The 21,215-nt window shown below is 68.6% G+C and carries 25 protein-coding genes; 10 read left to right on the top strand and 15 right to left on the bottom strand.

Annotated elements, in window-relative coordinates:
- Window positions 1–177: 177 nt before the first annotated feature.
- Window positions 178–1,089: a BTAD domain-containing putative transcriptional regulator gene (locus AB0P21_RS33355; RefSeq protein WP_363701931.1), complete on the bottom strand. Its 912-nt coding sequence runs from the start codon at window positions 1,087–1,089 to the stop codon at window positions 178–180.
- A gap of 273 nt (window positions 1,090–1,362) precedes the next feature.
- Here AB0P21_RS33355 and AB0P21_RS33350 point away from each other — a divergent pair, with 273 nt between their 5' ends.
- Window positions 1,363–2,001: a LysE family translocator gene (locus AB0P21_RS33350; RefSeq protein ID WP_363701929.1), complete on the top strand. Its 639-nt coding sequence runs from the start codon at window positions 1,363–1,365 to the stop codon at window positions 1,999–2,001.
- On the opposite strand, the gene AB0P21_RS33345 is transcribed toward AB0P21_RS33350, so the two are convergent.
- From AB0P21_RS33345 to AB0P21_RS33330, 4 genes are all read right to left on the bottom strand, one after another.
- Window positions 1,998–3,392, bottom strand: coding sequence for an MFS transporter (locus tag AB0P21_RS33345; protein ID WP_363701927.1), 1,395 nt, complete (start codon window positions 3,390–3,392; stop codon window positions 1,998–2,000). The two genes, AB0P21_RS33350 and AB0P21_RS33345, sit on opposite strands and share 4 nt — an antisense overlap.
- Window positions 3,393–3,432: 40 nt before the next feature.
- On the bottom strand, window positions 3,433–3,801 hold the full coding sequence (locus tag AB0P21_RS33340) for a DUF1304 domain-containing protein (protein ID WP_363701925.1): 369 nt from the start codon (window positions 3,799–3,801) through the stop codon (window positions 3,433–3,435).
- On the bottom strand, window positions 3,798–4,715 hold the full coding sequence (locus tag AB0P21_RS33335) for a hypothetical protein (protein ID WP_363701923.1): 918 nt from the start codon (window positions 4,713–4,715) through the stop codon (window positions 3,798–3,800). Before AB0P21_RS33335 ends, AB0P21_RS33340 begins: the two co-directional genes overlap by 4 nt.
- 76 nt (window positions 4,716–4,791) lie before the next feature.
- Window positions 4,792–6,633 (bottom strand): DEAD/DEAH box helicase, encoded by a 1,842-nt coding sequence (locus AB0P21_RS33330; protein WP_363701922.1) that lies wholly within the window; start codon window positions 6,631–6,633, stop codon window positions 4,792–4,794.
- Window positions 6,634–6,823: 190 nt separating this feature from the next.
- Between AB0P21_RS33330 and AB0P21_RS33325 the strand changes: the two genes are divergently transcribed.
- Window positions 6,824–7,339 carry a DinB family protein gene (locus AB0P21_RS33325; protein WP_363701920.1) on the top strand — a complete coding sequence of 172 codons (516 nt, stop codon included), beginning with the start codon at window positions 6,824–6,826 and terminating at the stop codon, window positions 7,337–7,339.
- A 3-nt stretch (window positions 7,340–7,342) separates the two neighbouring features.
- On the opposite strand, the gene AB0P21_RS33320 is transcribed toward AB0P21_RS33325, so the two are convergent.
- From AB0P21_RS33320 to AB0P21_RS33310, 3 genes are read right to left on the bottom strand one after another with little or no spacing between them, the layout of a single operon-like run.
- Window positions 7,343–8,014 carry a TetR family transcriptional regulator gene (locus AB0P21_RS33320; RefSeq protein WP_363701918.1) on the bottom strand — a complete coding sequence of 224 codons (672 nt, stop codon included), beginning with the start codon at window positions 8,012–8,014 and terminating at the stop codon, window positions 7,343–7,345.
- On the bottom strand, window positions 7,986–8,408 hold the full coding sequence (locus AB0P21_RS33315) for a DCC1-like thiol-disulfide oxidoreductase family protein (protein WP_363701916.1): 423 nt from the start codon (window positions 8,406–8,408) through the stop codon (window positions 7,986–7,988). Before AB0P21_RS33315 ends, AB0P21_RS33320 begins: the two co-directional genes overlap by 29 nt.
- Before the next feature lie 6 nt (window positions 8,409–8,414).
- Window positions 8,415–8,873, bottom strand: coding sequence for a hypothetical protein (locus tag AB0P21_RS33310; protein ID WP_363701914.1), 459 nt, complete (start codon window positions 8,871–8,873; stop codon window positions 8,415–8,417).
- 150 nt (window positions 8,874–9,023) lie between these two features.
- On the opposite strand from AB0P21_RS33310, the gene AB0P21_RS33305 reads away from it, so the two are divergent.
- Complete coding sequence (locus tag AB0P21_RS33305) at window positions 9,024–9,389, top strand: nuclear transport factor 2 family protein (protein ID WP_363701912.1); 366 nt, start codon at window positions 9,024–9,026, stop codon at window positions 9,387–9,389.
- Window positions 9,390–9,533: 144 nt separating this feature from the next.
- Window positions 9,534–10,967 (top strand): ankyrin repeat domain-containing protein, encoded by a 1,434-nt coding sequence (locus AB0P21_RS33300; RefSeq protein ID WP_363701910.1) that lies wholly within the window; start codon window positions 9,534–9,536, stop codon window positions 10,965–10,967.
- Here the strand turns inward: AB0P21_RS33300 and AB0P21_RS33295 are convergent.
- The gene (locus AB0P21_RS33295; protein ID WP_363701908.1) at window positions 10,957–12,117 is read right to left on the bottom strand and encodes an ionic transporter y4hA; all 1,161 of its coding nucleotides are present in this window, start codon (window positions 12,115–12,117) and stop codon (window positions 10,957–10,959) included. The two genes, AB0P21_RS33300 and AB0P21_RS33295, sit on opposite strands and share 11 nt — an antisense overlap.
- Window positions 12,118–12,138: 21 nt before the next feature.
- Here AB0P21_RS33295 and AB0P21_RS33290 point away from each other — a divergent pair, with 21 nt between their 5' ends.
- Window positions 12,139–12,636, top strand: coding sequence for a GNAT family N-acetyltransferase (locus tag AB0P21_RS33290; protein ID WP_363701906.1), 498 nt, complete (start codon window positions 12,139–12,141; stop codon window positions 12,634–12,636).
- On the opposite strand, the gene AB0P21_RS33285 is transcribed toward AB0P21_RS33290, so the two are convergent.
- Complete coding sequence (locus AB0P21_RS33285) at window positions 12,633–13,028, bottom strand: VOC family protein (protein WP_363701904.1); 396 nt, start codon at window positions 13,026–13,028, stop codon at window positions 12,633–12,635. The two genes, AB0P21_RS33290 and AB0P21_RS33285, sit on opposite strands and share 4 nt — an antisense overlap.
- 44 nt (window positions 13,029–13,072) lie before the next feature.
- Between AB0P21_RS33285 and AB0P21_RS33280 the strand changes: the two genes are divergently transcribed.
- Complete coding sequence (locus tag AB0P21_RS33280; RefSeq protein WP_363701902.1) at window positions 13,073–13,948, top strand: hypothetical protein; 876 nt, start codon at window positions 13,073–13,075, stop codon at window positions 13,946–13,948.
- Window positions 13,949–13,964: 16 nt separating this feature from the next.
- Here the strand turns inward: AB0P21_RS33280 and AB0P21_RS33275 are convergent, their stop codons facing one another.
- Together AB0P21_RS33275 and AB0P21_RS33270 are read right to left on the bottom strand one after the other, a co-directional pair.
- Window positions 13,965–14,162: a hypothetical protein gene (locus tag AB0P21_RS33275; RefSeq protein WP_363701900.1), complete on the bottom strand. Its 198-nt coding sequence runs from the start codon at window positions 14,160–14,162 to the stop codon at window positions 13,965–13,967.
- A gap of 1 nt (window position 14,163) precedes the next feature.
- Entirely contained in the window at window positions 14,164–14,781 is a 618-nt protein-coding gene (locus AB0P21_RS33270; protein ID WP_363701899.1) for a helix-turn-helix domain-containing protein, read from the bottom strand.
- A gap of 97 nt (window positions 14,782–14,878) precedes the next feature.
- Here AB0P21_RS33270 and AB0P21_RS33265 point away from each other — a divergent pair, with 97 nt between their 5' ends.
- On the top strand, window positions 14,879–16,105 hold the full coding sequence (locus AB0P21_RS33265; protein ID WP_363701897.1) for an FAD-dependent monooxygenase: 1,227 nt from the start codon (window positions 14,879–14,881) through the stop codon (window positions 16,103–16,105).
- On the opposite strand, the gene AB0P21_RS33260 is transcribed toward AB0P21_RS33265, so the two are convergent.
- Window positions 16,056–16,943 (bottom strand): LysR family transcriptional regulator ArgP, encoded by an 888-nt coding sequence (locus AB0P21_RS33260; protein WP_363701895.1) that lies wholly within the window; start codon window positions 16,941–16,943, stop codon window positions 16,056–16,058. The genes AB0P21_RS33265 and AB0P21_RS33260 overlap by 50 nt on opposite strands.
- Before the next feature lie 78 nt (window positions 16,944–17,021).
- Here AB0P21_RS33260 and AB0P21_RS33255 point away from each other — a divergent pair, with 78 nt between their 5' ends.
- Complete coding sequence (locus AB0P21_RS33255; protein WP_363701893.1) at window positions 17,022–17,624, top strand: LysE/ArgO family amino acid transporter; 603 nt, start codon at window positions 17,022–17,024, stop codon at window positions 17,622–17,624.
- A 10-nt stretch (window positions 17,625–17,634) separates the two neighbouring features.
- Complete coding sequence (locus AB0P21_RS33250) at window positions 17,635–18,435, top strand: MBL fold metallo-hydrolase (protein ID WP_363701891.1); 801 nt, start codon at window positions 17,635–17,637, stop codon at window positions 18,433–18,435.
- 2 nt (window positions 18,436–18,437) lie between these two features.
- On the opposite strand, the gene AB0P21_RS33245 is transcribed toward AB0P21_RS33250, so the two are convergent.
- Entirely contained in the window at window positions 18,438–19,565 is a 1,128-nt protein-coding gene (locus AB0P21_RS33245) for an SDR family oxidoreductase (protein WP_363701889.1), read from the bottom strand.
- Between the two features lie 54 nt (window positions 19,566–19,619).
- Here AB0P21_RS33245 and AB0P21_RS33240 point away from each other — a divergent pair, with 54 nt between their 5' ends.
- Window positions 19,620–20,306 carry a TetR/AcrR family transcriptional regulator C-terminal domain-containing protein gene (locus tag AB0P21_RS33240; RefSeq protein WP_363701888.1) on the top strand — a complete coding sequence of 229 codons (687 nt, stop codon included), beginning with the start codon at window positions 19,620–19,622 and terminating at the stop codon, window positions 20,304–20,306.
- On the opposite strand, the gene AB0P21_RS33235 is transcribed toward AB0P21_RS33240, so the two are convergent.
- Window positions 20,231–21,169, bottom strand: a complete 939-nt coding sequence (locus AB0P21_RS33235) for a DMT family transporter (protein ID WP_363701886.1) — start codon at window positions 21,167–21,169, stop codon at window positions 20,231–20,233. The two genes, AB0P21_RS33240 and AB0P21_RS33235, sit on opposite strands and share 76 nt — an antisense overlap.
- Window positions 21,170–21,215: the final 46 nt, after the last annotated feature.

Genomic DNA, 21,215 nt, shown 5'->3' with positions numbered 1-21,215 from the left:
CTCCAGCCGCCGCCGGTCTCCGCCCCGTCTCGCCGCCGTCTCCCGAACGCCTCAGCCCGGGCACAAAAAACCGACCCGACCCCCAAAACGTTCTGGGGATCGGGCCGGTCCCTTCCCAACCGGAGGGTGGCTCTGTCGTCCCGGATGCGGCTGACGGGCCCGTCCGAGGCGCAGAGCTCAGGCTGGGGAGTTGCGGAGCTGGTGACTGATGGCGTCGACGCTCGCCCGGAGGGCCGCCAGTTCCGCGCGGAAGCTGTCCAACGTGGCCGGCGGTCCGAGCGGCGAACCAGCTCGTATCGGTGGACTGTGAGCCGAGAGCACCGCCCGTGACTCGTTGTCCGCCCCGATCTCGGCAGCCAGCGCCTCGGTGCGTGCTTGCGGCCGGACACCCAGCTCGTCGGCCAGCACCTGTTGGCAACGCCGGTACTGGCGAAGCGCCCGGGTCCTGTCGTCGGTCAGGTAGTACAGGCGCATCAGCCGGCGATGGCTTCTCTCGTGGGCTGCTTCAATCTCCAGCAACTTCTGGGCCCAGCAGATCGCCGCCTCCAGGTGGCCGCGGCGTTCGCACCCGCTGCTGAGCTTGTCCAGCAGCGTGATGTGCAGGTCCTCGAGTTGCGCCCGCTCCGCCAGGCACCACTCCTCGTAGCAACTGGTCAGCAGCGGGCCGCGGTACAGCGCGCTGGCCTGGTCCATCGCGGCCAGGTCCGCGTCGGTGAGGTCCTCGACCTGGGCCAGCTGAGCGGCCTTGGCCTGCTCGGTGAAGACGTCGACATCGGTCCAGAGCGGCCGGTCCGGATTCACCCGGAGCAGGTCGCCGTCGGTCAGCACCAGCCGCTGACTGTCCGGCCCACCGGTGTCGGTGACCTGATGGATCTGCCAGAGCGCCTGCCGGATCGCCTTGCGGGACGCCTCCGGACCGGCGTCCGGCCAGACCACCTCGGCGGCCGACTCCCGGCGGATATTGCGTTGTGGTGCGAGCAGCACCAGTGCCAGCAGTTCCTGGGCCTTGCGCAGAATCGAGCCGGCGACCTCACGGTCGGCGGACACGATCTGGAACGGCCCGAACAGGTGGACACGAAGCTCGAGCACAGCAGTTACCTCCCCCCACGCGACCAGCGACCCAGGCGCCTCTGCGACCCCGGTCCCCCCGCCGGCCGAACGCACCGCCGGCACGCAACGTCCGGCCCCCCGAGCGGTACGTGTGAGTGGTGTTTTCCCAGGATGCGCTCACTTCGCCGCTCTCGGCAAGACGCGAACAACAGCCTTGTATTACAGGGAGTTCAGCGAACAAATCGCTTGAAGCGACTGTTCGACCTGCAGAATTCAGCGGCGCGGACGGCGGTCCGCGCCTACCCTGGGCAGATGCCGTCCAGCCATCACCTGATCGCCTTCGCGATCACCGCCCTGGTCATCATCGTCGTGCCCGGACCGAGCGTGCTGTTCATCGTCGGCCGTGCCCTGGCCGTCGGCCGCAGGGAAGCGGTGCTGACGATGGTCGGCAACACCCTCGGCGCCTTGGTGATGCTGCTCGCCGTCTCGCTGGGACTCGGCGCGGTGATCGCCGCCAGCGCGATCGCGTTGATGACCGTCAAGCTCGCGGGAGCGGCGTACCTGGTCTATCTCGGGGTGCACGCCTTCCGCACCCGCAAGTCGCTGGCCGAGGCGATGGCGAGCGGCATACAGCCTGACAGCGGTCGCCGGGCGATCCGGCAGGGCTTCTGGGTCGGCGCGACCAACGCCAAGACCGCCGTCTTCTTCGCCGCAGTCCTGCCACAGTTCGTTGACACGAGCGCAGGCTCCGCCGGCCTGCAGATCCTGCTGCTCGGCGCGATCTTCCTGCTGATCGCGCTCTGCTCCGACGGCCTCTGGGCACTGGTCGCCGGCACCGCACGCGAGTGGTTCGCCCGCTCACCCCGCCGCCTCGAACTGGTCGGCGGCACCGGCGGCCTGATGATCATCGGCCTCGGCGCCAGCATCGCCGTAACCGGCGCCAAGGACTAGACCCGCCGTCCGGCGAAGACGCCTATTAGGGCGAGCAGGGCCGGGAGGCCGAAGGCTGTTAGGTAGGCCGTGGTGGGTGAGTGCGGCTCGATCGCGGCGAAGAGGGAGCCGCCGATTGCCAGGACCGTGGCGGTGGCCAGGGAGTCGCTGAGTTGCATGGCCGAGCTGTTCGCGCCTTGTTCTTCGCGCCTGGAGTACTCCAGGACCAGCACTGAGGCGGTCGGGAACACTGTGCCCATCCCGAGGCCGGTGAGGCCCCAGCCGAGGATGCCGACGATGACCGGCACGTGCGGGTTCAGGGTCAGGGTCGCGGTCAGGATGCCGAGCACGATCGAGATCATTCCGGCCTGCAGGAAGACCGAGTGTGAGAACGGCTGCTTGGGTCGGCCGCGGTACCACGAGGCTGCGGTCCAGGAGAGGGCGCTGACGGTCAGCACCAGCCCGGCGTACGCCGGGGACAGCCCGCGCTCGCGAGTCAGCATCAGCGGCAGGAACACCTCGGCGCCGAACCCGGCCGCCGCGACCAGTCCCCGCAGCGCGATCACCGCAGGCAGCCCGGCGCCGATCCGGAATGTCCCCTTGGGCAGCAGCTTCGGCGCGAAGGTCGCGACGCCGGCCAGGCCGAGCAGGACCAGCAAAGCCTGGAGTACTCCGTGCTGCTGCCCGCCGAAGCTGAGCAGCCCGACGCCGACAGCGGCCGCGACCGCCCACAGCGCGCGCCGATCCCACAGCGAACCCGACTTCTCGACCGTCCCCGAGTTCGCGCCGGCCAGCCCGGGACGCATCACCAGCACCGCCGGGATCGCCAGCGCCGGTACTGCGAGGAACACGATCCGCCAGCTCGTGTGCTCCACGATCAGCCCGGCGATCGCCGGACCCACCAACGACGGCACGACCCAGCCGGTCGCGAACGCGGCGAAGATCCGCGGCCGGAGCTCCGGTGGGTACAGGTGACCCACGACGACGTACAGCGCGACGGTGACAAGCCCGCCGCCGAAGCCCTGGATGATTCGCCCGGCGACGAGCAACTCCATCGTCGGCGCCGACCCCGCGATGACCAGCCCGAGCAGGAACCAGGCGGTGCCGAACCAGAGCGGCCGGGTCGGCCCCTTCAGGTCGCTCCAAGTTCCCGAGACCACCATCGCGACCACGCTCGACGCGAGCGGCCCACCGAAGGCGAGCGCGTACAACGACAGTCCGTCGAGGGCCAGCGCGACGGTCGGCATCGCGGTGGTGACGGCGAGGGACTCGAACGCGATCAGGGTGATCAGCGCGACCATCCCGATCGTCAACGCCCGGTACTGCGGCGCCAGCACCCCGGCTGGTTTCGTCGCAGTCGCAGTCGCAGTCGCGGGCGCGGTGGCGGGCGGCAGGTCGGCAGTGGTGGTCATGCCGACCACCCTCCAACTTCAAGCGCGCTTGAAGTCAACCTCAGAGTACGGCGGCGAGCACCAACGCGATGATCGGCGGACCGGCCTGCAGAGCAGCCGAGCGGAGCATCTTGCGGTTGGTCGCGACCAGCACGATCCCGGCACCCGCCATACAGGCACAGGCGAACAACGAGATCGCGTGGCCTTTGTCGCCTCCGGCAATCAATCCGCCGATCGCGCCGAGCGCCAGGAACAGGTTGTAGAAGCCCTGGTTGAAGGCCCACGACTTGGCGACGTTGGCCTCGGTCTCGTCCCGGATCAGGAACCGCTTGTAGGTGCTCGGCCGCATGAAGAGCAGGCTCTCCAGAGCGAAGACGGCCAGGTGGAAGAGCCCGGCCAGGACGACGAAGATCTGCGCGATCGTGTTCACGAGCGAACCGTACCGCGAGTGACGAAGGCCCGGGCCGGATTGGTGACGAACAATTGGGTAGCGATCTCGGGGCCGAAGGCACGGATCAGCCGCGGCCGCAGCCCGGTCAGAAGATAGGGGATGCCCGGGCCCTCACCGGTCGATGCCCGCGCCCGGGCGGTAGTGGTGTCGCCGCCGAGCAGCAAGCGGTCGGCGTACCCGGCGTCGATCAGCGTCGCGAGGCAGTCGAACAACCGCGGATCGGTCGCGTTGTTGGCTCGCGACGGCCCGTCGAAGGCCAGGAACGACCCTCGCGCGGCCAATTCGAGGTGGAACCGATGATCCGGGAACCGGTTCAGATGCCCGAGGATCACACTCTCCGGCGCCACCCCGGACCGATCGACCAACAGCTCCAGTACTGCGTCCGCCGCCGTCCCGAGCTCGTGATGGATCGCGATCGGCACCCCGGTCGCGAGCTGCGCCTCGGCGGCAGCGACCATCACCACGCGCGCGTGCTCGTCGAGGATGTGGAATCCACTGGCCACCTTGATCAGCCCGGCCTTCACCCCGGTGTCGCCGATCCCCTCGGTCAGCTCACGGACGAACACCTCGGCCAACCTGGGCCGCACCTCGTCAACCAGCCCGGCCGGATAGTGCTCGGCACGATGCAGCCCCGTCGCCGCCACCAGGTGAACCCCTGTGTCAGCAGAGATCTTGACCAGCTCGGCGACCCGCCGCCCCAGCCCGTACGGCGTCCACTGCACGATCGCCTGGCCACCTGCCGCGGCGAAGTCGCGGACCTCGGCGGTCGCCGCGTCGAGGTCGTCCAGCTCCTGGCCCGGCAGCAGCGCACTCCGGAAGAACAGGTGATCGTGAGCATCGGTGACGCCCAGCTGATCGGCGGGTAAGTCACCCAGCACCGTCCTGACCTGCACACCCGATCCTTCCGTAGACGCAGCAGAGCCCGATCAGGCTATGCCTGACCGGGCTCTACCAGCTATCTAGTACTTGCTAGCGCGAGCGGCCCGCGCGGGTGCCGGCCGAGAAGGCTGCGGCACCTGCCGGACGGCTGCTGGCACCGGGGGTGGTGGTGCTGTAGGACTTCGGAGCAGACGAGCCACCGCGGCCCTGCGAGCGGGTCTTGGTCTGAGCTGCGCCGGAGCCTGCGCCCCGGCCGCCGCCACCGCCTGCGCCGCCACGACCGCCACCGCTGCCGCCACGGCCGGAGCTTGCGCTCCCGGTGGAGGCGGAGCCGCGACCGCCCGCGGAGCGGACGCCCCGCGACCCGTCGCCGGCGCTCTGCGCGGAGCCTGCACCGCGGGATGCCTGGCCGGAGCCCGCACCGCGAGCACCACGGCCCTGTGCGGAGCCTGCACCAGCGCCTGCACCGCGGCGGGCGCCGCGGCCACGGCCGCCGCCACCGCCGGTACGGCGTACGGACTCGTCGTCGGAGACGACCTTGAGGGTCGGCGTGACGAAGGTCCGCTCACCCGGTGCCAGCTTCTCGAGCAGCGGGTCGCCGACGCGGAGCTTGGTCACGGTCGCGGAGATGCCGGCCTTGCGGGTCAGGTCGCGGACGTCGCGGACCTGGTCGTCGGTCATCAGCGTGACGACGGTGCCCTCGGCGCCGGCCCGCGCGGTCCGGCCGGAGCGGTGCAGGTAGGCCTTGTGCTCGATCGGCGGGTCGGCGTGGATCACCAGGGTGACGTCGTCGACGTGGATTCCCCGCGCGGCGATGTCAGTGGCGACCAGCGTCTTGGCGGAGCCGTCGGAGAAGGCCTCCAGGTTCCGCGTGCGGGCGCCCTGCGACAGGTTGCCGTGCAGCTCGACGGCCGGGACACCCTGCGCGATGAGCTTCTTGGTGAGCGACTTGGCGCCGTACTTCGTCCGGGTGAAGACCAGCGTGCGGCCCGGTGCGGCGGTCAGGTCGACCAGCACGGGCAGCCGGCTGTCGGCCTGGACGTGCAGCACGTGGTGGGTCATCTTGGCGACCGGCGACTGGGCCGAGTCGACACTGTGCGTCACCGGCGACTTCATGAACCGCTTGACCAGGACGTCGACACCGGCGTCCAGGGTGGCCGAGAAGAGCAGCCGCTGGGTGTTCGCCGGGGTCGCCTCCAGGATCCGCCGGACGGCGGGCAGGAAGCCGAGGTCGGCCATGTGGTCGGCCTCGTCCAGCACCGTGATCTCGACCTGGTCGAGCTTCGCGTGACCGGTCTTGACGTGGTCCTCGAGCCGGCCGGGGCAGGCGATCACGACGTCGACGCCGCGACGCAGCTGGGTGATCTGCGGGCCCGCGCCGACGCCACCGAAGATGGTCATCGTGCGCAGGTCGAGCGCGTCGGTCAGCGGCGTGATCGAGGCCTGGATCTGGGTGGCGAGTTCACGCGTCGGGGCCAGGATCAGCGCCCGCGGCTGGTTCGGCCGGCGCTTGCTGGTGCTCGTGGTGAGCCGGGCCAGCAGCGGCAGGACGAACGCGTAGGTCTTGCCGGAACCGGTCCGGCCACGGCCGAGAACGTCCTTGCCGGCCAGCGAATCCGGCAGCGTGGCCGCCTGGATCGGGAACGGCTTCAGGATGCCCGCGGCGGCGAGCGCCTTCACCAGACCGGCGGGAACGCCGAGGTCCTCGAAGGTCAGGCTCTCGTCGACGACGGTCGGCGTGATCTCGACGGCGGGCTTGCTCTCGGCCAGCAGCTGTACTCCGCCGAGGGTCGGGCCGCTCGTCGGATTGTTGCCATTGGCACCGGTACGGCGACGGCGCGGGCGACGCGCCGAAGCCTCACCCTGGGCGCGCGACGTGCTGGTGGAGGGGGCGGAATTGGGCGTGGTCGTGCTGGGGCGGCGTGCCGCCATGAAGTACTCCAAAAGATCGGGGGGTCGTCCTGCCCGGCGCAGCCAATGGGCCGCGGCGCGTGGTGGTCGACTGCTAGCGCAGCGTATGCACTGAGGCGGCCCGAGGCAGAACTGGGCGGGCCGTTACCTGAAGTGTACGGCACCGGCGGACCAACCCCTCGGAGTTACCGAAACTGGGTATCTTCTGGCCATGATTTCCGACCAGGAGTTCCGGAGGGATCCGGCGACGGCCGCGAGCGAGCGCGAACTGCTGCAGGGGTTCCTCGATTTCCACCGCGGCACGCTGCTGTGGAAGACCGCCGGGCTGACCGGCGAGCAGCTCACCCAGGCGAGGATCGAGCCGTCCACGATGACGCTGCTCGGGCTGGTCCGGCACCTGAGCGAGGTCGAGCGGTACTGGTACCAGGTCTGCCTGGCCGGCCGCCCGGTCGAGCTGAAGCTGTGGACCGACGAGTACCCCGACGGCGACTTCGATCTGGTCGACCCGGCCCGCGCCGCGGAGGATCTGGCCGATCTTCGGGAGGCGATCCGGATCTCCGACGAGATCGCCGCCGCGCACGCGCTGGACGACACCTTCACCAGGCCCAAGGGCACGACGGAGTACTCCGTGCGCTATCTCTACATCCACATGATCGAGGAGTACGCCCGGCACAACGGGCACGTCGATCTGCTCCGCGAGCAGACCGACGGACTCACCGGCGAGTAGGGCTCAGATGGTCTTGACCTGGCGGATCACGCCGACCAGGTCATTGACCACGCCACGGACGCCCGGGATCCGGGTCAGCCGCAGCAGCCGGTCGATCAGCGGCACTGTGCTGGTGATCAGCAGGTGCGTCCGTCGCAGTCCCTCGCTGTCGTCGTGCACCCAGAACAGCACGATGCCCATCTGCAGCAGCCAGAGCAGCTCGGGCAGCTCGGCCCGCAGGTCCGGTGGGAGCTTGAGGTCCGAGCCTTCCACCACCTGACGGAAGATCTCGATACTCGCCTCCCGGGCCGGCTGGGACTGCTCGCTGAACGGTGACAGCGGGCTCTTCGGCTCGGCCGCCGACTTGAAGAAGGTGCCGGCGAACTCGTGGTACGGCGCCGAGACCTCCAGCCAGCTCCGCAGTACGCCGGTGAGCCGCTTGGTGAACGACTTGTCGCCGGCCAGAATCTCCACGGTCGCTTCGCGATGCTGCGCCTGCAGGTGGTCGTAGTACGCCTGCATCAGGTGCTCTTTGGAGCTGTAGTAGTAGTACGCGTTGCCGACCGAGACGCCGGCCTCGGCCGCGATCGCGCGCATGGTCGTCTTGCCGTAGCCCTGCTCGCGGAACAGCCGCAGCGCCGTCGACAGGATCAACTCACGCGTCTGCTCACCCTTGGCGGTCGCACTGTCCGTCACATCCGTCAGCGTAGTCACCTTCACTCAACTCCAGGTTCCTGCTCCGTAGCCCCGCTGCCACCTGCACCATCGCCCGCGCCACCGGCCGCATCGCCGGACTCGACAGCCGGACCGCGGTCGCCCGGTGCTCCCAGGTCGCCCAGAGGCAGACGATCCAGGCCCGGTCGCCGATGTAGACCGCTCCGTCGTCGGCGACCACCGTCACCTCGCGCAGGGTGGCCGCGTGATCCAGCCCCGGGTACCGCTGCCTGGCCTCCGCCGACCCCGCCGCGACGAATCCGAGCCGTACCACCCCGCCCCGGCCGTTCGGCCCGGGCTGCTGCCCTGCCAGCCACTCCTTGAAGCGGCGGCAGAGGCCGCACTGCGCGTCGTACAACACCACCAGGTGCCGCATGGCCGATCAGAAGCCCTGAGGCATCGGCTGCGGCGGTCCTACCGGGCCCTGGAACGGACCGGGTCCCTGAAAAGGGCTGGTACCGACGAAGGCGTTGGGGCGGACCGGCGGCGCGGTCATCTCCTCCAGCCGGCTGCGACGGCGGATCGCGTTGAAGATCCACACGTTCATCAGGTGCAGCACGCCCAGCACGACCATCACGATGCCGACCTTCACGCTCAACTGCTCGATCAGGCCCCGGGTGTCGACCACGGTGCCGCCGGTCCGCAGGAACAGCGTCACGAAGCCGAGGTTGACCAGGTAGAAGCCGACCACCAGCAGCTTGTTCACCGCGTCGGCGAAGTCGTCGTTGCCGTGGAACACGTCGACCAGGAAGACCCGGCCGTTGCGGCTCAGCGTGCGGGCCACCCAGATGGTCAGCGGTACTGCGATGGCCAGGTAGATCAGGTAAGTGATCACCGTCATTCTCACCACGTCCTCACGATTTGAACACGTTCAACTCTCTGCTACGACGAGAGTAGACCCGGCTTTTGAACATGTTCAAGTCGGTTGCCGGGTGACCTGGGTCTCAGCGCCTCCGCGGCCTTGAGCACCGTGCGCGGCAGAATGCTCGCCATGGCGCTGAAGGAGAAGCACCTCGATCGGTGGGTGGCGGCGTACCGGCGGGCCTGGGAGTCGAACGATCCCGAGCACATCGCCGCGCTGTGGACCGAGGACGCCGCGTTCCACCGGCGCCCCGACGAGGAGCCGGTACTCGGCCGGGACGCGATCGTCAGCGCCTGGCTGGAGGTCGCCGACGCGCCGGGCGAGACGCTGTTCGAGTACGAGGTGCTCGGGTTCGGCGACGGGGTCGGCTTCGTCCGCGGCTGGACGACGTACCGGACCGAGCCGCCGGGCGAGTTCAGCAACCTGTGGGTGATCCGGCTGGACAAGGACGGGCGGGCCTACGAGTTCACCGAATGGTGGATGGAGAAGCCGTAGTCGTCTAGCATCGGGACCAGGCACTCAGGGTGCCACCGGTCCGCGGGAAGGGCTCAGCCCACCTGATCTCGAGGTCGAGTCTGTTGTACCTACCTCCTTTCTCGCCTGACGACGCGGACAGCAGGCTGTTGAGAGGAGGTCGCCATGCCGACCCGGAATCTTCCCAATCCGCCGAGCCTGGACCACCTGAAGAAGCAGGCCAAGAGTCTGCTCAAGCAGGTCCGCGCCGAGGACCCCGCGGCGCTCGCGCTGGCCGCCGAGTTCTATCCGGTGAGCACGCTGGCCGACGCGCAGGTCGCGATCGCCCGCAGCTACGGCTTCGCCAGCTGGCCGCGGCTCGTGCATCATCTGGAGCTGGTCGAGCAGTACAGCCGGTATCCGCACCGGCAGGAGATCGGCGGGCCGCTGGACACACCCGGGCAGCGCATCGACGAGTTCCTGCGGCTCGCGACGCTGCACTACGGCCAGGACGATCCGGCCCGTCAGGTCGCGGCACTCACCCTGGTCGACGAGGTTGCCCTAAGCAACATCTATACCCAGGTAGTGGCCGGTGCGGTCGATGCTGTCCGTACGACGTTGGCAGCGGATCCCTCACTGGCTCGTCGCGAAGGCGGTCCGTTCCGCTGGGAACCCCTTGTTTACCTGGCCTATTCGCGCCTTCCGCTGCCACCCGAGGCTCCGCTGGAGATCGCTCGACTACTGCTGGCCAACGGCGCCGACCCGAACGCCGGCTACCTCTGGCAAGGCCTGCCCTCGCCGTTCACCGCCCTGACTGGTGCTTTTGGTCGAGGCGAGGGCGACCAGCCGCCGCACCAGAACAGGCTGGAGCTGGCCCGGATCCTGCTCGAAGCCGGCGCTGACGCCAATGACAGCCAGACCATGTACAACTGCGGCCCGGGCTGTCCGCCGCCGTACGACGACGACCACCTGGAGCTGCTGCTCGAGTTCGGGCTGGGGCAGGGCGACGGCGGTCCTTGGCACGAACGGATGACCACCGAGCATCCGACCCCGAAACAGCTGCTGGAGGACGAGCTCGTTTTCGCTGCCTCCAAAGGGCTGCTGCACCGGGTCGAGCTGATGCTTGCGCAAGGCGTCGACCCCGACGCGCGCGGTACCGAGCACCCGATCTTCGTCGGTCACCGTGCTTATGAGCTGGCCGCGGTCGTCGGGTACGACGAGGTGGCGGCGCTCCTGCGAGCGGCCGGCGCAGCGCCGCTCGACGACGTACACGAGCTGTTCGCGGCGGCTTTCCGGGGTGGCCCGGTCGAGGCGGATGCGGAGTTGGCTGCGCGCGCAGTACGGCGGAATCCGCACCTGCCGCTCGCGGCGGCCGAGCTAGGTCGTACCGAAGCCTTGGAGCCGCTGAGGCAGCTGGGCTTCGACCTCTTCATGCCTGGCCGGATCACTCCGCTGCACCAGGCGGCGTTCTGGGGGCATCTCGGGACCGTCAAGAAGCTCTTGGAGCTCGGCGCCGACCCGTCGCTGGTGGAGCCCGCCTACCAGGGCACCGCGCGCGGGTGGGCCGAGCACAACCACCAGCAAGAGGTCGTCGACTACCTGGACGGCCTCAAGGACTGACGGCGAGGAACAGGAAGGAGCTGAAGATCATCAGGTGGACCGCGCCCTGCAACAGGGTGGCCCGGCCGGTCGCCAGGGTGAGCATGCTGACCACCACGGTCAGGATGAACAGCACCAGCTCCTTGCTGTCCAGGCCGAGGACGAGCGGCCCGGTCAACCAGATCGACGCGACGGCGATCGCCGGGATCGTCAGTCCGATGCTGGCCAGGGCCGAGCCGAGCGCGAGGTTCAAGCTGGTCTGAAGGCGGTTCCGCAGTGCGGCCCGTACTGCGGCCACCGTCTCCGGCAGCAGCACCAGCAGGGCGATCATCACGCCGACCACCGAGAGCGGCGCGCCGACTGACTCGACCGCGGACTCCAGCTTCGGCGAGACGGTCTTGGCGAGACCGACGACCGCGATCAGGCAGCCGAACAGCAGTGCGAGGCTCACCAGCGAGGTCTTGGTGCTGGGAGCGTCGGCGTGGGTGTCGTCCTCGCCGTCGCCGTCCCGGTCGGCCTCCCCCGCAGCCTCGGCCTCACGGGCCGCTTTGGCCGTGGGATCGACCGCGGGATCGGCGTTGGGGAGGAAGTAGTCGCGGTGCCGGATGGTCTGGACGAAGACGAAGACGCCGTACATCACCAGTGAGGTGACGCCGGCGAAGGCGAGCTGCGGCCCGCTGAAGGTCGCGCCCGGCGTACTGGTCGTGAAGGTCGGCAACACCAGGCTGAGGGTGACCAGCGCGGTCGTCACGGCGAGCGCGCTGCCGGAGGCGTGCACCCGGAATTCCTGCGTCTTGTGCCGCAGTGAGCCGACCACCAGCGCCAGGCCGAGGATGCCGTTGAGGGTGATCATCACCGCGGCGAACACGGTGTCGCGAGCCAGCGTGGCCGCCTTGTCACCGCCTGATGCCATCAGCGTGACGATCAGGGCGACCTCGATGACCGTCACCGCGAGCGCCAGGATCAGGGTGCCGAACGGTTCGCCCACCCGGTGCGCCACCACCTCGGCATGGTGAACGGCCGCGATCACCGCCGCGCCGAGGCCGGCGCAGATCAGGATCAGCAGGATCGTGCCTGGTTTACGGCCCCAGGACAGCACGAGAACGACGATGGCGAGTGGGGGCACGGCCAGACTCCAGCGCGGCAACCCTTGGAATGCTGTGGTTGTCATCCCCTGTGATTCTATCTGGTCATGACAATCAGAACGGCCGTTGTGACCGACTGGGCGGCGATCTGGCCGTTCTTCGCCGAGATCATCACCACCCAGGAGACCTACACCTACGATCCGGCGCTGACCTACGAGCAGGCCGAGGCGATCTGGATGTCGCCGTCGTCGTCACCGCTGGCCCGTACGACGGTCAAGGTCGATGCCGACGGCAAGGTTCTGGGCAGCGCCAACATGTACCCGAACCGGCCCGGCCCGGGCGCGCACGTCGCGAGCGCGAGTTTCATGGTCGACGCTGCGGCGCGCGGCCAGGGCGTGGGCAGGGCGCTGTGTTCGGACATGATCGACTGGGCCGGCCGCAGTGGGTTCCGGGCGATCCAGTTCAACGCGGTGGTCGAGTCCAACACGCGCGCAGTGAAGCTCTGGCAGTCACTCGGCTTCGCGATCGTCGGCACCGTGCCCGAGGCGTTCCTCAGCCCCACGCACGGTTACGTCGGACTCCACGTCATGCACCGGCCGCTCTAGAACGAAGCCAGCTCCTCGGCGGTGAAGGCACGCAGTACGCAGAACTCGTTGCCTTCGGGGTCAGCCATCACGACCCAGCTCGCGGATTCGTCCTGGCCGACGTCGACCCGCTTGCCGCCGAGCTGCTCGATCCGGGCGATCTCCGCCTCCTGGTCGTCCGGTCGCAGGTCCATGTGGACCCGGTTCTTCACCGTCTTGGTCTCGTCATCCGGCACCCGGAGGAACAGGAAGTCCGGCACGATGCCGTCCTCCGGGCTGCCCTCCGGCGGCTCGATCACGGACTCCTTCTCGACCTCGAGGGTGATCCGCCAGCCGAGTACCTCGGCCCAGAACCGCGCCTGGGCGGAGGGATCGATCGCGTCGTAGTTCACACACTGCACCCGGATGCTCATGCCGGAAAGCCTCTCATCGCGAGAGGTCTGCTTTGATCGGGACCATGACGGATTCTCGCGCTCGCCGGCTGTGGAAAGTCCTCGAACCGTTCCACGCGATCACCTACTTCGCGCCGGACACCCGGAAGGCGACCGATGCGCTCGGCCTCCGCGGTGGGTGGATGAGTTACTTCGCCTGCCGGGCGGCTCCGCTGGGGGCGGTGGGTCCGGAGTTGGTGACGGCGGTGTTCTACAACTTCCATCCGTCGATGGTCGGGCGGGCTATTCCGGATGCGTGGAGGCTTGCTACGCCTGCGCAACTGCTGGACGCCCGTTTGCAGGCGATCGACAGCGCAGTACGCCGGTTCCCGGAGGCTTTCGCCTCGGCATCCGCCTCCAGCGTCGGCGCCGCCGGCGCGCCGCTGCGGCGGGCGGCTGAGTTGGCGCGTCGGGCGGCTGAGCTGGCGCCGACCGCCGGCCGACCACTCGCCGCAGCCAACGCGGCGCTCGACTGGCCCGACGAACCGCACCTGGTGCTGTGGCAGGCCACCACGATCATCAGGGAGTCGCGCGGCGACGGGCATGTGGCCGCGCTGGTCGGAGCCGGGCTCTCACCGTGCCAGGCGTGCATCACCATCTCCGCCGCGGGCGGCCCGTCCAAGGAGGTCTTCCAGCTCAACCGGCGCTGGAGCGACGAGGAGTGGGCAGCTGCGTCGGAGGACCTTCAGACCCGCGGACTGCTCGCGGACGGCGTACTGACTGAGGCGGGGCGCGCCCTGCGGCAAGAGGTCGAGGACACCACCGACAGACTGGCCGAGCAGGGGTGGGCTGCCTTCGGCGACGACAACGCGGCCGAGCTCGACCGCTTGGTCCGGCCGATCAGCGGCGCGATCATGGCGTCCGGCGTGATCCCGGACGACAACCCGATGGCGATGCGCTGAGACACCGCAGACCTGCCTACCGCTTCTTCTGCGGACCCCGAACGGTGACGTAGAGCAGCGAGATCCCCATCGCCGCCACGACCGGCCCGATGATCGCCCACAGGCTCTTCCCGGACATCGAACTGCCACCGATATAGCCGAGGCCCTGCAACGCCCAGACCACACCGACGACCGTCAACAGGACGCCGAAGGCTATCGGCAGTGCTTTCTTCATTTCACGACCTTAGCTGTGCAGCCACAAGTTGGATGGCTGTGGCCAGGTCGTCGCCGGTTGGGGCCTTCTCCGCGTCGAACAGGGAGAGGGCGATCACGCCGAGCATCAAGGCTTGATAGAAGGTCCCGAGCTGCTGGGTCGTCTCCTGGTCGGTGCTCTCGTCCGCCGAGCCGAACAGCGCCGCCAGCCCTTCGCGCGCCTCGCCCTGCAGCTTCGAGAGATCCTGCAGCAGCTCCGGCTGATGCGCGCCCAGGCTCAGTACCTCGAACTGCGTGACCCAGAGCGCCCGGCTCTCCGGCGACGCCAACGTCTTCACCGCCTGCGCCCAGATCGCGGAGAACCGCTCCTGCGCCACGTGCCGATCGGCGAGCGGCGCGGCGGGTTCGCCGGCCTCGTCGGGCTGGTCGGGGCTCATCGTCTCGGCGACCTGGGCGCCCCACTCGTCCAGCGCCTGCCGCATCGCCTCGTTCATCAGGGCTTCTTTGGAACCGAAGTGGTAGCCGATCGCAGCCAGGCTGACCCCGGCCGCCGTCGCGATGTCCCGCGCCGTGGTCCGGCTGTAGCCCTTCTCCATCAGGCAGCTCTTCGCGCCCTCGATCAGCGCCTCCCGGTTTCCCATGACCGCGATCCTACCGGACGTCTCACACAAACGTCTTGCACAAGCGTCTAAGACCATCGTACAGTCGTCTCATCGACCCTGGACGAAGGAGCAGAAGATGACGAACAAGACCGTGCTGATCTCCGGCGCGAGCGTCGCCGGGCCCGCGCTGGCCTTCTGGCTGGAGCGCTTCGGCTACCAGCCGACCGTGGTGGAGCGCGCCCCCGGGCCTCGCCCCGGCGGGTACGCGGTGGACTTCCGCGGCGCTTCGCTGACCGTGCTCGACCGGATGGGTCTGCTGGAGCAGGTTCAGGCGCGGGCCACCGGGATGGGCCAGCTGACGTATGTCGACGAGGCCGGCAAGCAGGTCGCGGTGATGAAGTCAGAGGTGCTCAGCGGCGAGCTCGAGATCCTCCGCGGCGACCTGGTCGAGATCCTGTACGCCGCCGCGCGGGCGAACGTCGAGTACCTGTTCGACGACTCGATCACCGCACTGCATCAGGACGAGACCGGTGTCGACGTGACCTTCGAGCGAAGCGATGCGCGGCGCTTCGATCTGGTGATCGGCGCAGACGGATTGCACTCGAACGTGCGCCGGCTCGCGTTCGGCCCGGAGTCGGAGTACCGCCATGATCTCGGGTACTACAACTCCGTCTTCACCGTCGACAACCACCTCGGGCTGGACCACAGCGCCCGGTTCGTGAACGTGCCCGGCAGGACGGCCGGCACCTACAGCGCCCGCAACAACACCGAGGCCAAGGCGCTCTTCTACTTCGCGTCGAAGCCCCTGACCTACGACCGACACGATGTCGCGGCGCAGCAGCGGATCCTCACCGACGCCTTCGCCGGGGTCGGCTGGGAGGTGCCGCGACTGCTGTCCGGTATGGACAACTCGCCCGACTGGTACTTCGACTCGGTCAGCCAGATCAAGATGCCGAGCTACTCGACCGGCCGGATCGCCTTGACCGGCGACGCCGGGTACTGCGCCTCGCCGCTGTCGGGCATGGGCACGAGCCTCGCCGTCGTCGGCGCCTACGTGCTGGCCGGCGAGTTGCAGGCTGCCGACGGCGATCACGTGCGCGCATTCACGGCGTACGACGAGCGGATGCGTGGCTTCGTCGCGGCGTGTCAGAAGCAGGGCAAGGACAGCGGGCAGTGGTTCGTCCCAGCCAGCAAGGCGTTCCTGAAGATTCGCAACCTGAACTTCAAGCTGCTGCCGTACCTGCCCTGGCGCAAGCTGATCGACGAGTTGCCGTTGAAGGTCGGCAACGCGATCGACCTTCCGGAGTACGGCGCTAGCGTGTCCGCAGACCTGTCTCAGCAGCCTGGAGCACGGCGGCGGTGAGCGCGGCCAGTACTGCGGAGTCGAGTTTCCAGTGCTGCCAATACAGCGGCACATCGACGTACTTGCCCTTGGCAACTTCCACCAATCGGCCGTCGGCAAGCTTGTCCTCGACCATCTCCTCCTCGATCATCCCCCAGCCGAGGCCGAGCCGGATCGCCCGGACGAACGGTCCGGGCGCCGGGATCGAGTGGGTCGGCGGGGCGAGCCGGCGGCGGGTCACCTTGCGGAGCAACCGGTGCTGGAGCATGTCCTTGGCGTTGAAGACGATCATCGGCGCCGTTTCGAGGGCCTCCGGCAACGGTCTCCCGGTCAGCCAGCGGTCGGCGAACTCCGGCGTCGCAACCGACAGGTAGCGCATCTTGCCGAGCGGCTGGACCCGGCAGCCCTGCACCGGTCGCGGATCACCGGTGACCGCGGCGAGCACGGTGCCGTTGCGGAGCAGCTCGGCGGAGTGGTCCTGGTCTTCTTGCCTGAGATCGAACGCGGTCACCAGCTCGGGCGGTACGGCGAACAGCACCGGCAGGAACCAGCTGTTGAGCGAGTCCGCGTTGACCGCGATCGGCAGCCGCAGACCCTCCAGCTTGCCGCGCACCGCGGCGATCGCCTCGACCTCCAGCAGCGAGACCTGCCGGGCGTGGCGTAGTACGGCCTCGCCTGCTTCGGTGGCGCGAGCTGGTTTGGTCCGCTGCACCAGGACGTGGCCGAGACGACTCTCCAACGCCTTGATCCGCTGACTGACCGCCGACGGCGTGATCTGCAGCCTGCGTGCCGCGGCGTCGAAACTGCCTCCGTCGACGACCGCCACGAAGGTATCCAGCTGAGCCGAGTCGAGCTGCATGTGCTGCCTTAAGAGTTGCTAATGGTCCTGAAAGAACTTTAGCTGGTTTGTTGCTTTGTCGCCTTCTACGGTCGAGACATGCCCTTCCTCGCCGGCTTCGTCACCACGCTCCCGCTGATCGTCGCGATCGGCGCGCAGAACGCCTTCGTCCTGCGCCAGGGCCTGCGCCGCGAGCACGTGTTGCCGGTGGTGCTGATCTGCGTACTGTCCGACGTACTCCTGATCTCGAGCGGCATCGCCGGCCTCGGCGCGCTGATCAGCGGCAACCAACTGGCGCTGGACATCGCCCGGTACGGCGGCGCCCTCTTCCTCTTCACGTACGCCGTGATCGCCGCGCGCCGCGCCTTCAATCCAGCCGCTCTGAGTCCGGCCGATCACGCGCCGACCGCGCTGCGCAGCGTCGTCCTGACCTGTCTCGGCTTCACCTACCTCAACCCGCACGTCTACCTGGACACCGTCGTCCTGCTCGGCTCGCTGGCCAACCAGCAAGGCGCCGACGGCCGCTGGATCTTCGGCCTCGGCTCCCTTGTCGCGAGCTTCGGCTGGTTCTTCGCGCTCGGCTTCTTCGCCCGCAAGCTCACTCCCGTCTTCGCCCGCCCTCGCGCCTGGCAGCTCCTCGACGGCGGAATCGCGGTGATCATGACGTCGTTGGCGGTGTGGATGCTCGTGCCTTCGCATTAGCGTGCTGGGTGTGGATGTGACGGTGCTCTGCGACGCGGTGGCGGTGTTTCCGGAGAGGGTTTCGGAGGCGCTGCCTGGGTGGGATGGGGAGCGGCAGGCGTGGACTGTCGCTGCTGCGCCCGGGAATGTGGCGGCTGATGGTGGGTGGTGGCTGCACTTCCACAGCTACCTGGTGACTTCCGCTGCTGGGGCTGTGCTGGTTGATACGGGGATCGGGCCGGCTGGGGGCGAGGCGGCTGAGTGGTTGGGGACTGCTGGGCGGCTGCCGTCGCTGCTGGGGTCGGCGGGGGTGCGGGCTGATGAGATCGACACTGTGGTGCTGACGCATATTCATTTGGATCATGCGGGGTGGAACATGGCGTCGGCTGGGCCACTGTTTGCCAATGCGACTTATGTGGTGCAGCAGGTGGAGTTGGAGCATGCGCGCGGGACTGCGACGTACGAGAAGTTGGTGAAGCCACTTGGTGAGCAGCTGCGGGCTGTCGATGGCGAGGTGACGCTAGCGGGCGGGCTGCGGTTGCTGCCGACGCCGGGGCATACGCCTGGGCATCAGTGCGTGGTGACTGAGCGGGCTGTGCTCGGGGGCGACGTACTGGTTCATCCGGCGCAGGCGCGGTGGCCGGAGCTGACCTATGTGTACGAGCGGGATCCGGTGGTGGCGGTGACATCTAGGCGTGAGGTGCTGGCGTTGGCGGCGGCTAGCGGCGTACCGATTGCTGCTGCGCATCCGCAGACCGCTATCAGTGGTTCTGGGGTGCCGCTGGCTGCTCTGAGTCCTGGGAGTGCGGCCTGTACGCCCTACAAGCTCTAGCTTCAGCGGTAGCCGGTGGTGTCGGCGGGCTTGCCTTGGGACTCGACCTCGACGATGTAGCGCCAGGCGTCCGGCTGACTGCCGTCGAGGTCGGTGAAGCCGTAGACCTGGGCCAGTTCGCCGCTCGACAGTGACTTGCCGTGGTAGCGCGAGACCTCCGCGTCGGCGGCCAGTGCGGCGACCGCGCGACCGACGTACGACGGGCTCTCCGAGATCGCGAAGTGCGGGATCTTCTCGGTCGCGTCGCGCCAGTTCTCCTCGGTGACGCCGAAGCCGTCGAGCATCGACTCGGAACGCAACCAGCCCGGCGTGAGCAGGATCGCGGTCGCGTCGTACGGCTTGAGCTCGTGCGCGAGCGCGAACGCCATCCGGCTGACCGCGCCCTTGGCGACGTCGTAGAAGAACGAGACGCGGTAGTTGGCCGCGTTGTACTCGTCGGTGCCGTCGGTCATCTCGATCACCAGACCGCCGGGTGACTTGATCAGCAGCGGGAGCGCGAAGTGGCTGGTGATGGCGTGCGTCTCGACGCCGAGCCGAAGCAGCTTGAGCCCGTCGTCTAGCGGTGACTCCCAGACGGTCTTGTCCCAGTTCGGCTCACCCGTCTGGCCCCAGATGTCGTTGACGAGGATGTGCAGCGCGCCCTGCTCAGCCTCGATCCGCTCGACCAGCGCCTTCACCTGCTCGGGGTCGGTGTGATCAACCCGTACTGCAATGCCATGGCCGCCCGCTGCGTCAATCAGCTCGGCAGTCTCCTCGATGGTCTCCGGCCGATCCATCTCCGACCGCTGCGCCCGGGTAGAGCGCCCGGTCACATACACAGTCGCGCCGGCAGCACCGAGCTGCACCGCAATCCCCCGCCCAGCAGCCCGCGTCCCGCCGGCCACCAACGCCACCTTCCCAGCCAACGACCCAGCCCCGGCTGCCACCTCACCCGCCAACGCTGTCCCGGCTGCCCCAGCCGCCGACGCTGTCCCGGCCGCCTCACCCGCCGACGCTGTCCCGGCCGCCCCAGCCGCCGGCGCTGGTCCCGCGACACCCGCGGCCTTGCCTGCCGCAGCATCGCCCGCCCGCGGCGACGACGCGGCTAGGGCCGCAGGAGTCTGCTCGGTCGACTTCGTGCTCTCAGTCATCTCTTGCGCCTCCCGGTGTAGCCATACACTGTATGGTTTCGTACCATACGACGTATGGTTAATGCTGGCAAGCCGGGACGTCCCCGGGCGGGTGAGGAGCGGCTCAGCCGGCAGACGATCCTCGAGGCGGCGCTGCGGATCGTCGACGACGAGGGGATCGAGGCGATGACGATGCGCCGGCTCGCCGCGACTCTCGGGGTGAACCCGATGTCGATCTACCACCACCTGCCGAACAAGGCGGCCGTCTTCGCCGGCCTGGCCGAGCTCGTCTTCGCCCAACTGGAGTCCTCGGCGCCGGACGACAGCGTGCCTTGGCAGGACGAACTCAAGGGCGCCGCCACCGCGTACCGCGACGCGTTGCGAGCGCACCCGAATCTGGCGTTGCAGGTGCTCTCCGACACCTCCGCGGTCTCCGATGTCGTGGTGGTGACCGTCGAGCCGTTCTACCGCGCGCTCGACCGGGCCGGCGCGACCCCGCGGCAGATCTTCGAGGCCGTGAACACGATCGTCGACTTCATCCACGGCTTCAGCCTGGGTGAAGCCTCAGTCCGCGCGGACACCTTCGATCTCGCCCCCGACCTGCTCACTCGGATCGGCAACCTGCCTCTCGGCAAGGCTCCGACCCTCGTCCGAATCGTCACCGAGCTTGGCGCCGAAGGGCTCGCCTACGACTTCGACAGCGGTTTCGTCACCGGGATCTCACTCGTTGTCGACGGCATCGAAGCGCGCTTCGGCTTGTAGCGGGAGATCGCCACCCCGGTCAGGCAGAGCGCACCACCCAGGAACGCCAGTCCCGCCGGCGTCTCGTCGAGCAGCAGCCAACCGAGGAAGATCGCCAACGGCGGCACCAGGTACGTCGTCGCGCCCATCTTCCCGGCACTCGTCCTGGCCAAGGCGTAAGCCCAGGTGGTGAAGGCGAGCGCGGTCGGGAAAGCGCCGAGGAACACGACCCACCAGATCGTCGACGGCCGCGCATCAGCCGTCTCCCGGACCAGCGCCGGACCGAACGGCAGACAACTGATCGCACCGATCGTGCACGCGATCCAGGTGACCTCGAGCGCGGGCAACCGGCCGAGCAGCGGCTTCTGGGCAACCACCCCGATGGCATAGGCGATGGCAGCCGCCACGCAGAGGATCACTCCCCAGGTCTCCGCCTTGCCGTCCGATGACGACACACCGATCAGCACCACTCCACCGAACGCCGCGATGCTGCCGATCACCAGTTGCTTCGGGAAACCTTCGCCCAGCAACAACCCGGCCAGCAATGCGATCAGCAGCGGACCGATGTTCACCAGCATGGCCGCGGTACCGGCGTCGAGGCGCTGCTCGGCCTCGTTCAGCGCGACGTTGTAGACGCCGAACCACAACAGTCCGCAGACGATCAGCAACCTCCAGTCCCGCTTGGCCGGCCAGGTGCGCGGCCGGCTGAACAGGAACCCGCCCAGCAGCAGACTCCCCACCAGCAACCGCCCCAGCGACAACGCTCCAGCCGAGAACTCATGCCCTACGTGCCTGATCGCCACGAAGGCCGAGGCCCACAGCACAACGGTCACCGCGGCCGCGCCCGCGGCCAGAACACCTTCACGTCTGTCAGTCGTGGTCACGTGTCGACCGTAGGTGTCGGACTCCTCGAGCGACACCCAATAATCT

The organism is Kribbella sp. NPDC056861 (genome assembly GCF_040687575.1).
Taxonomy (GTDB): domain Bacteria; phylum Actinomycetota; class Actinomycetes; order Propionibacteriales; family Kribbellaceae; genus Kribbella.
The sequence above is the reverse complement of the archived record's forward strand: the minus strand, read 5'-3'. Positions and strand labels throughout refer to the sequence as shown.

What these genes read in the sequence shown, in the direction of transcription:
- AB0P21_RS33325 (WP_363701920.1), top strand. Translation starts at nt 6,824, where the DNA reads ATGATTTCCGACCAGGAGTTCCGGAGGGATCCGGCGACGGCCGCGAGC.
- AB0P21_RS33245 (WP_363701889.1), bottom strand. Translation starts at nt 19,565, where the DNA reads ATGACTGAGAGCACGAAGTCGACCGAGCAGACTCCTGCGGCCCTAGCC.
- AB0P21_RS33240 (WP_363701888.1), top strand. Translation starts at nt 19,620, where the DNA reads ATGGTTAATGCTGGCAAGCCGGGACGTCCCCGGGCGGGTGAGGAGCGG.
- AB0P21_RS33275 (WP_363701900.1), bottom strand. Translation starts at nt 14,162, where the DNA reads ATGAAGAAAGCACTGCCGATAGCCTTCGGCGTCCTGTTGACGGTCGTC.
- AB0P21_RS33255 (WP_363701893.1), top strand. Translation starts at nt 17,022, where the DNA reads ATGCCCTTCCTCGCCGGCTTCGTCACCACGCTCCCGCTGATCGTCGCG.
- AB0P21_RS33300 (WP_363701910.1), top strand. Translation starts at nt 9,534, where the DNA reads ATGCCGACCCGGAATCTTCCCAATCCGCCGAGCCTGGACCACCTGAAG.
- AB0P21_RS33280 (WP_363701902.1), top strand. Translation starts at nt 13,073, where the DNA reads ATGACGGATTCTCGCGCTCGCCGGCTGTGGAAAGTCCTCGAACCGTTC.
- AB0P21_RS33310 (WP_363701914.1), bottom strand. Translation starts at nt 8,873, where the DNA reads ATGACGGTGATCACTTACCTGATCTACCTGGCCATCGCAGTACCGCTG.
- AB0P21_RS33330 (WP_363701922.1), bottom strand. Translation starts at nt 6,633, where the DNA reads ATGGCGGCACGCCGCCCCAGCACGACCACGCCCAATTCCGCCCCCTCC.
- AB0P21_RS33305 (WP_363701912.1), top strand. Translation starts at nt 9,024, where the DNA reads ATGGCGCTGAAGGAGAAGCACCTCGATCGGTGGGTGGCGGCGTACCGG.
- AB0P21_RS33285 (WP_363701904.1), bottom strand. Translation starts at nt 13,028, where the DNA reads ATGAGCATCCGGGTGCAGTGTGTGAACTACGACGCGATCGATCCCTCC.
- AB0P21_RS33315 (WP_363701916.1), bottom strand. Translation starts at nt 8,408, where the DNA reads ATGCGGCACCTGGTGGTGTTGTACGACGCGCAGTGCGGCCTCTGCCGC.
- AB0P21_RS33270 (WP_363701899.1), bottom strand. Translation starts at nt 14,781, where the DNA reads ATGGGAAACCGGGAGGCGCTGATCGAGGGCGCGAAGAGCTGCCTGATG.
- AB0P21_RS33290 (WP_363701906.1), top strand. Translation starts at nt 12,139, where the DNA reads ATGACAATCAGAACGGCCGTTGTGACCGACTGGGCGGCGATCTGGCCG.
- AB0P21_RS33350 (WP_363701929.1), top strand. Translation starts at nt 1,363, where the DNA reads ATGCCGTCCAGCCATCACCTGATCGCCTTCGCGATCACCGCCCTGGTC.
- AB0P21_RS33260 (WP_363701895.1), bottom strand. Translation starts at nt 16,943, where the DNA reads ATGCAGCTCGACTCGGCTCAGCTGGATACCTTCGTGGCGGTCGTCGAC.
- AB0P21_RS33265 (WP_363701897.1), top strand. Translation starts at nt 14,879, where the DNA reads ATGACGAACAAGACCGTGCTGATCTCCGGCGCGAGCGTCGCCGGGCCC.
- AB0P21_RS33295 (WP_363701908.1), bottom strand. Translation starts at nt 12,117, where the DNA reads ATGACAACCACAGCATTCCAAGGGTTGCCGCGCTGGAGTCTGGCCGTG.
- AB0P21_RS33345 (WP_363701927.1), bottom strand. Translation starts at nt 3,392, where the DNA reads ATGACCACCACTGCCGACCTGCCGCCCGCCACCGCGCCCGCGACTGCG.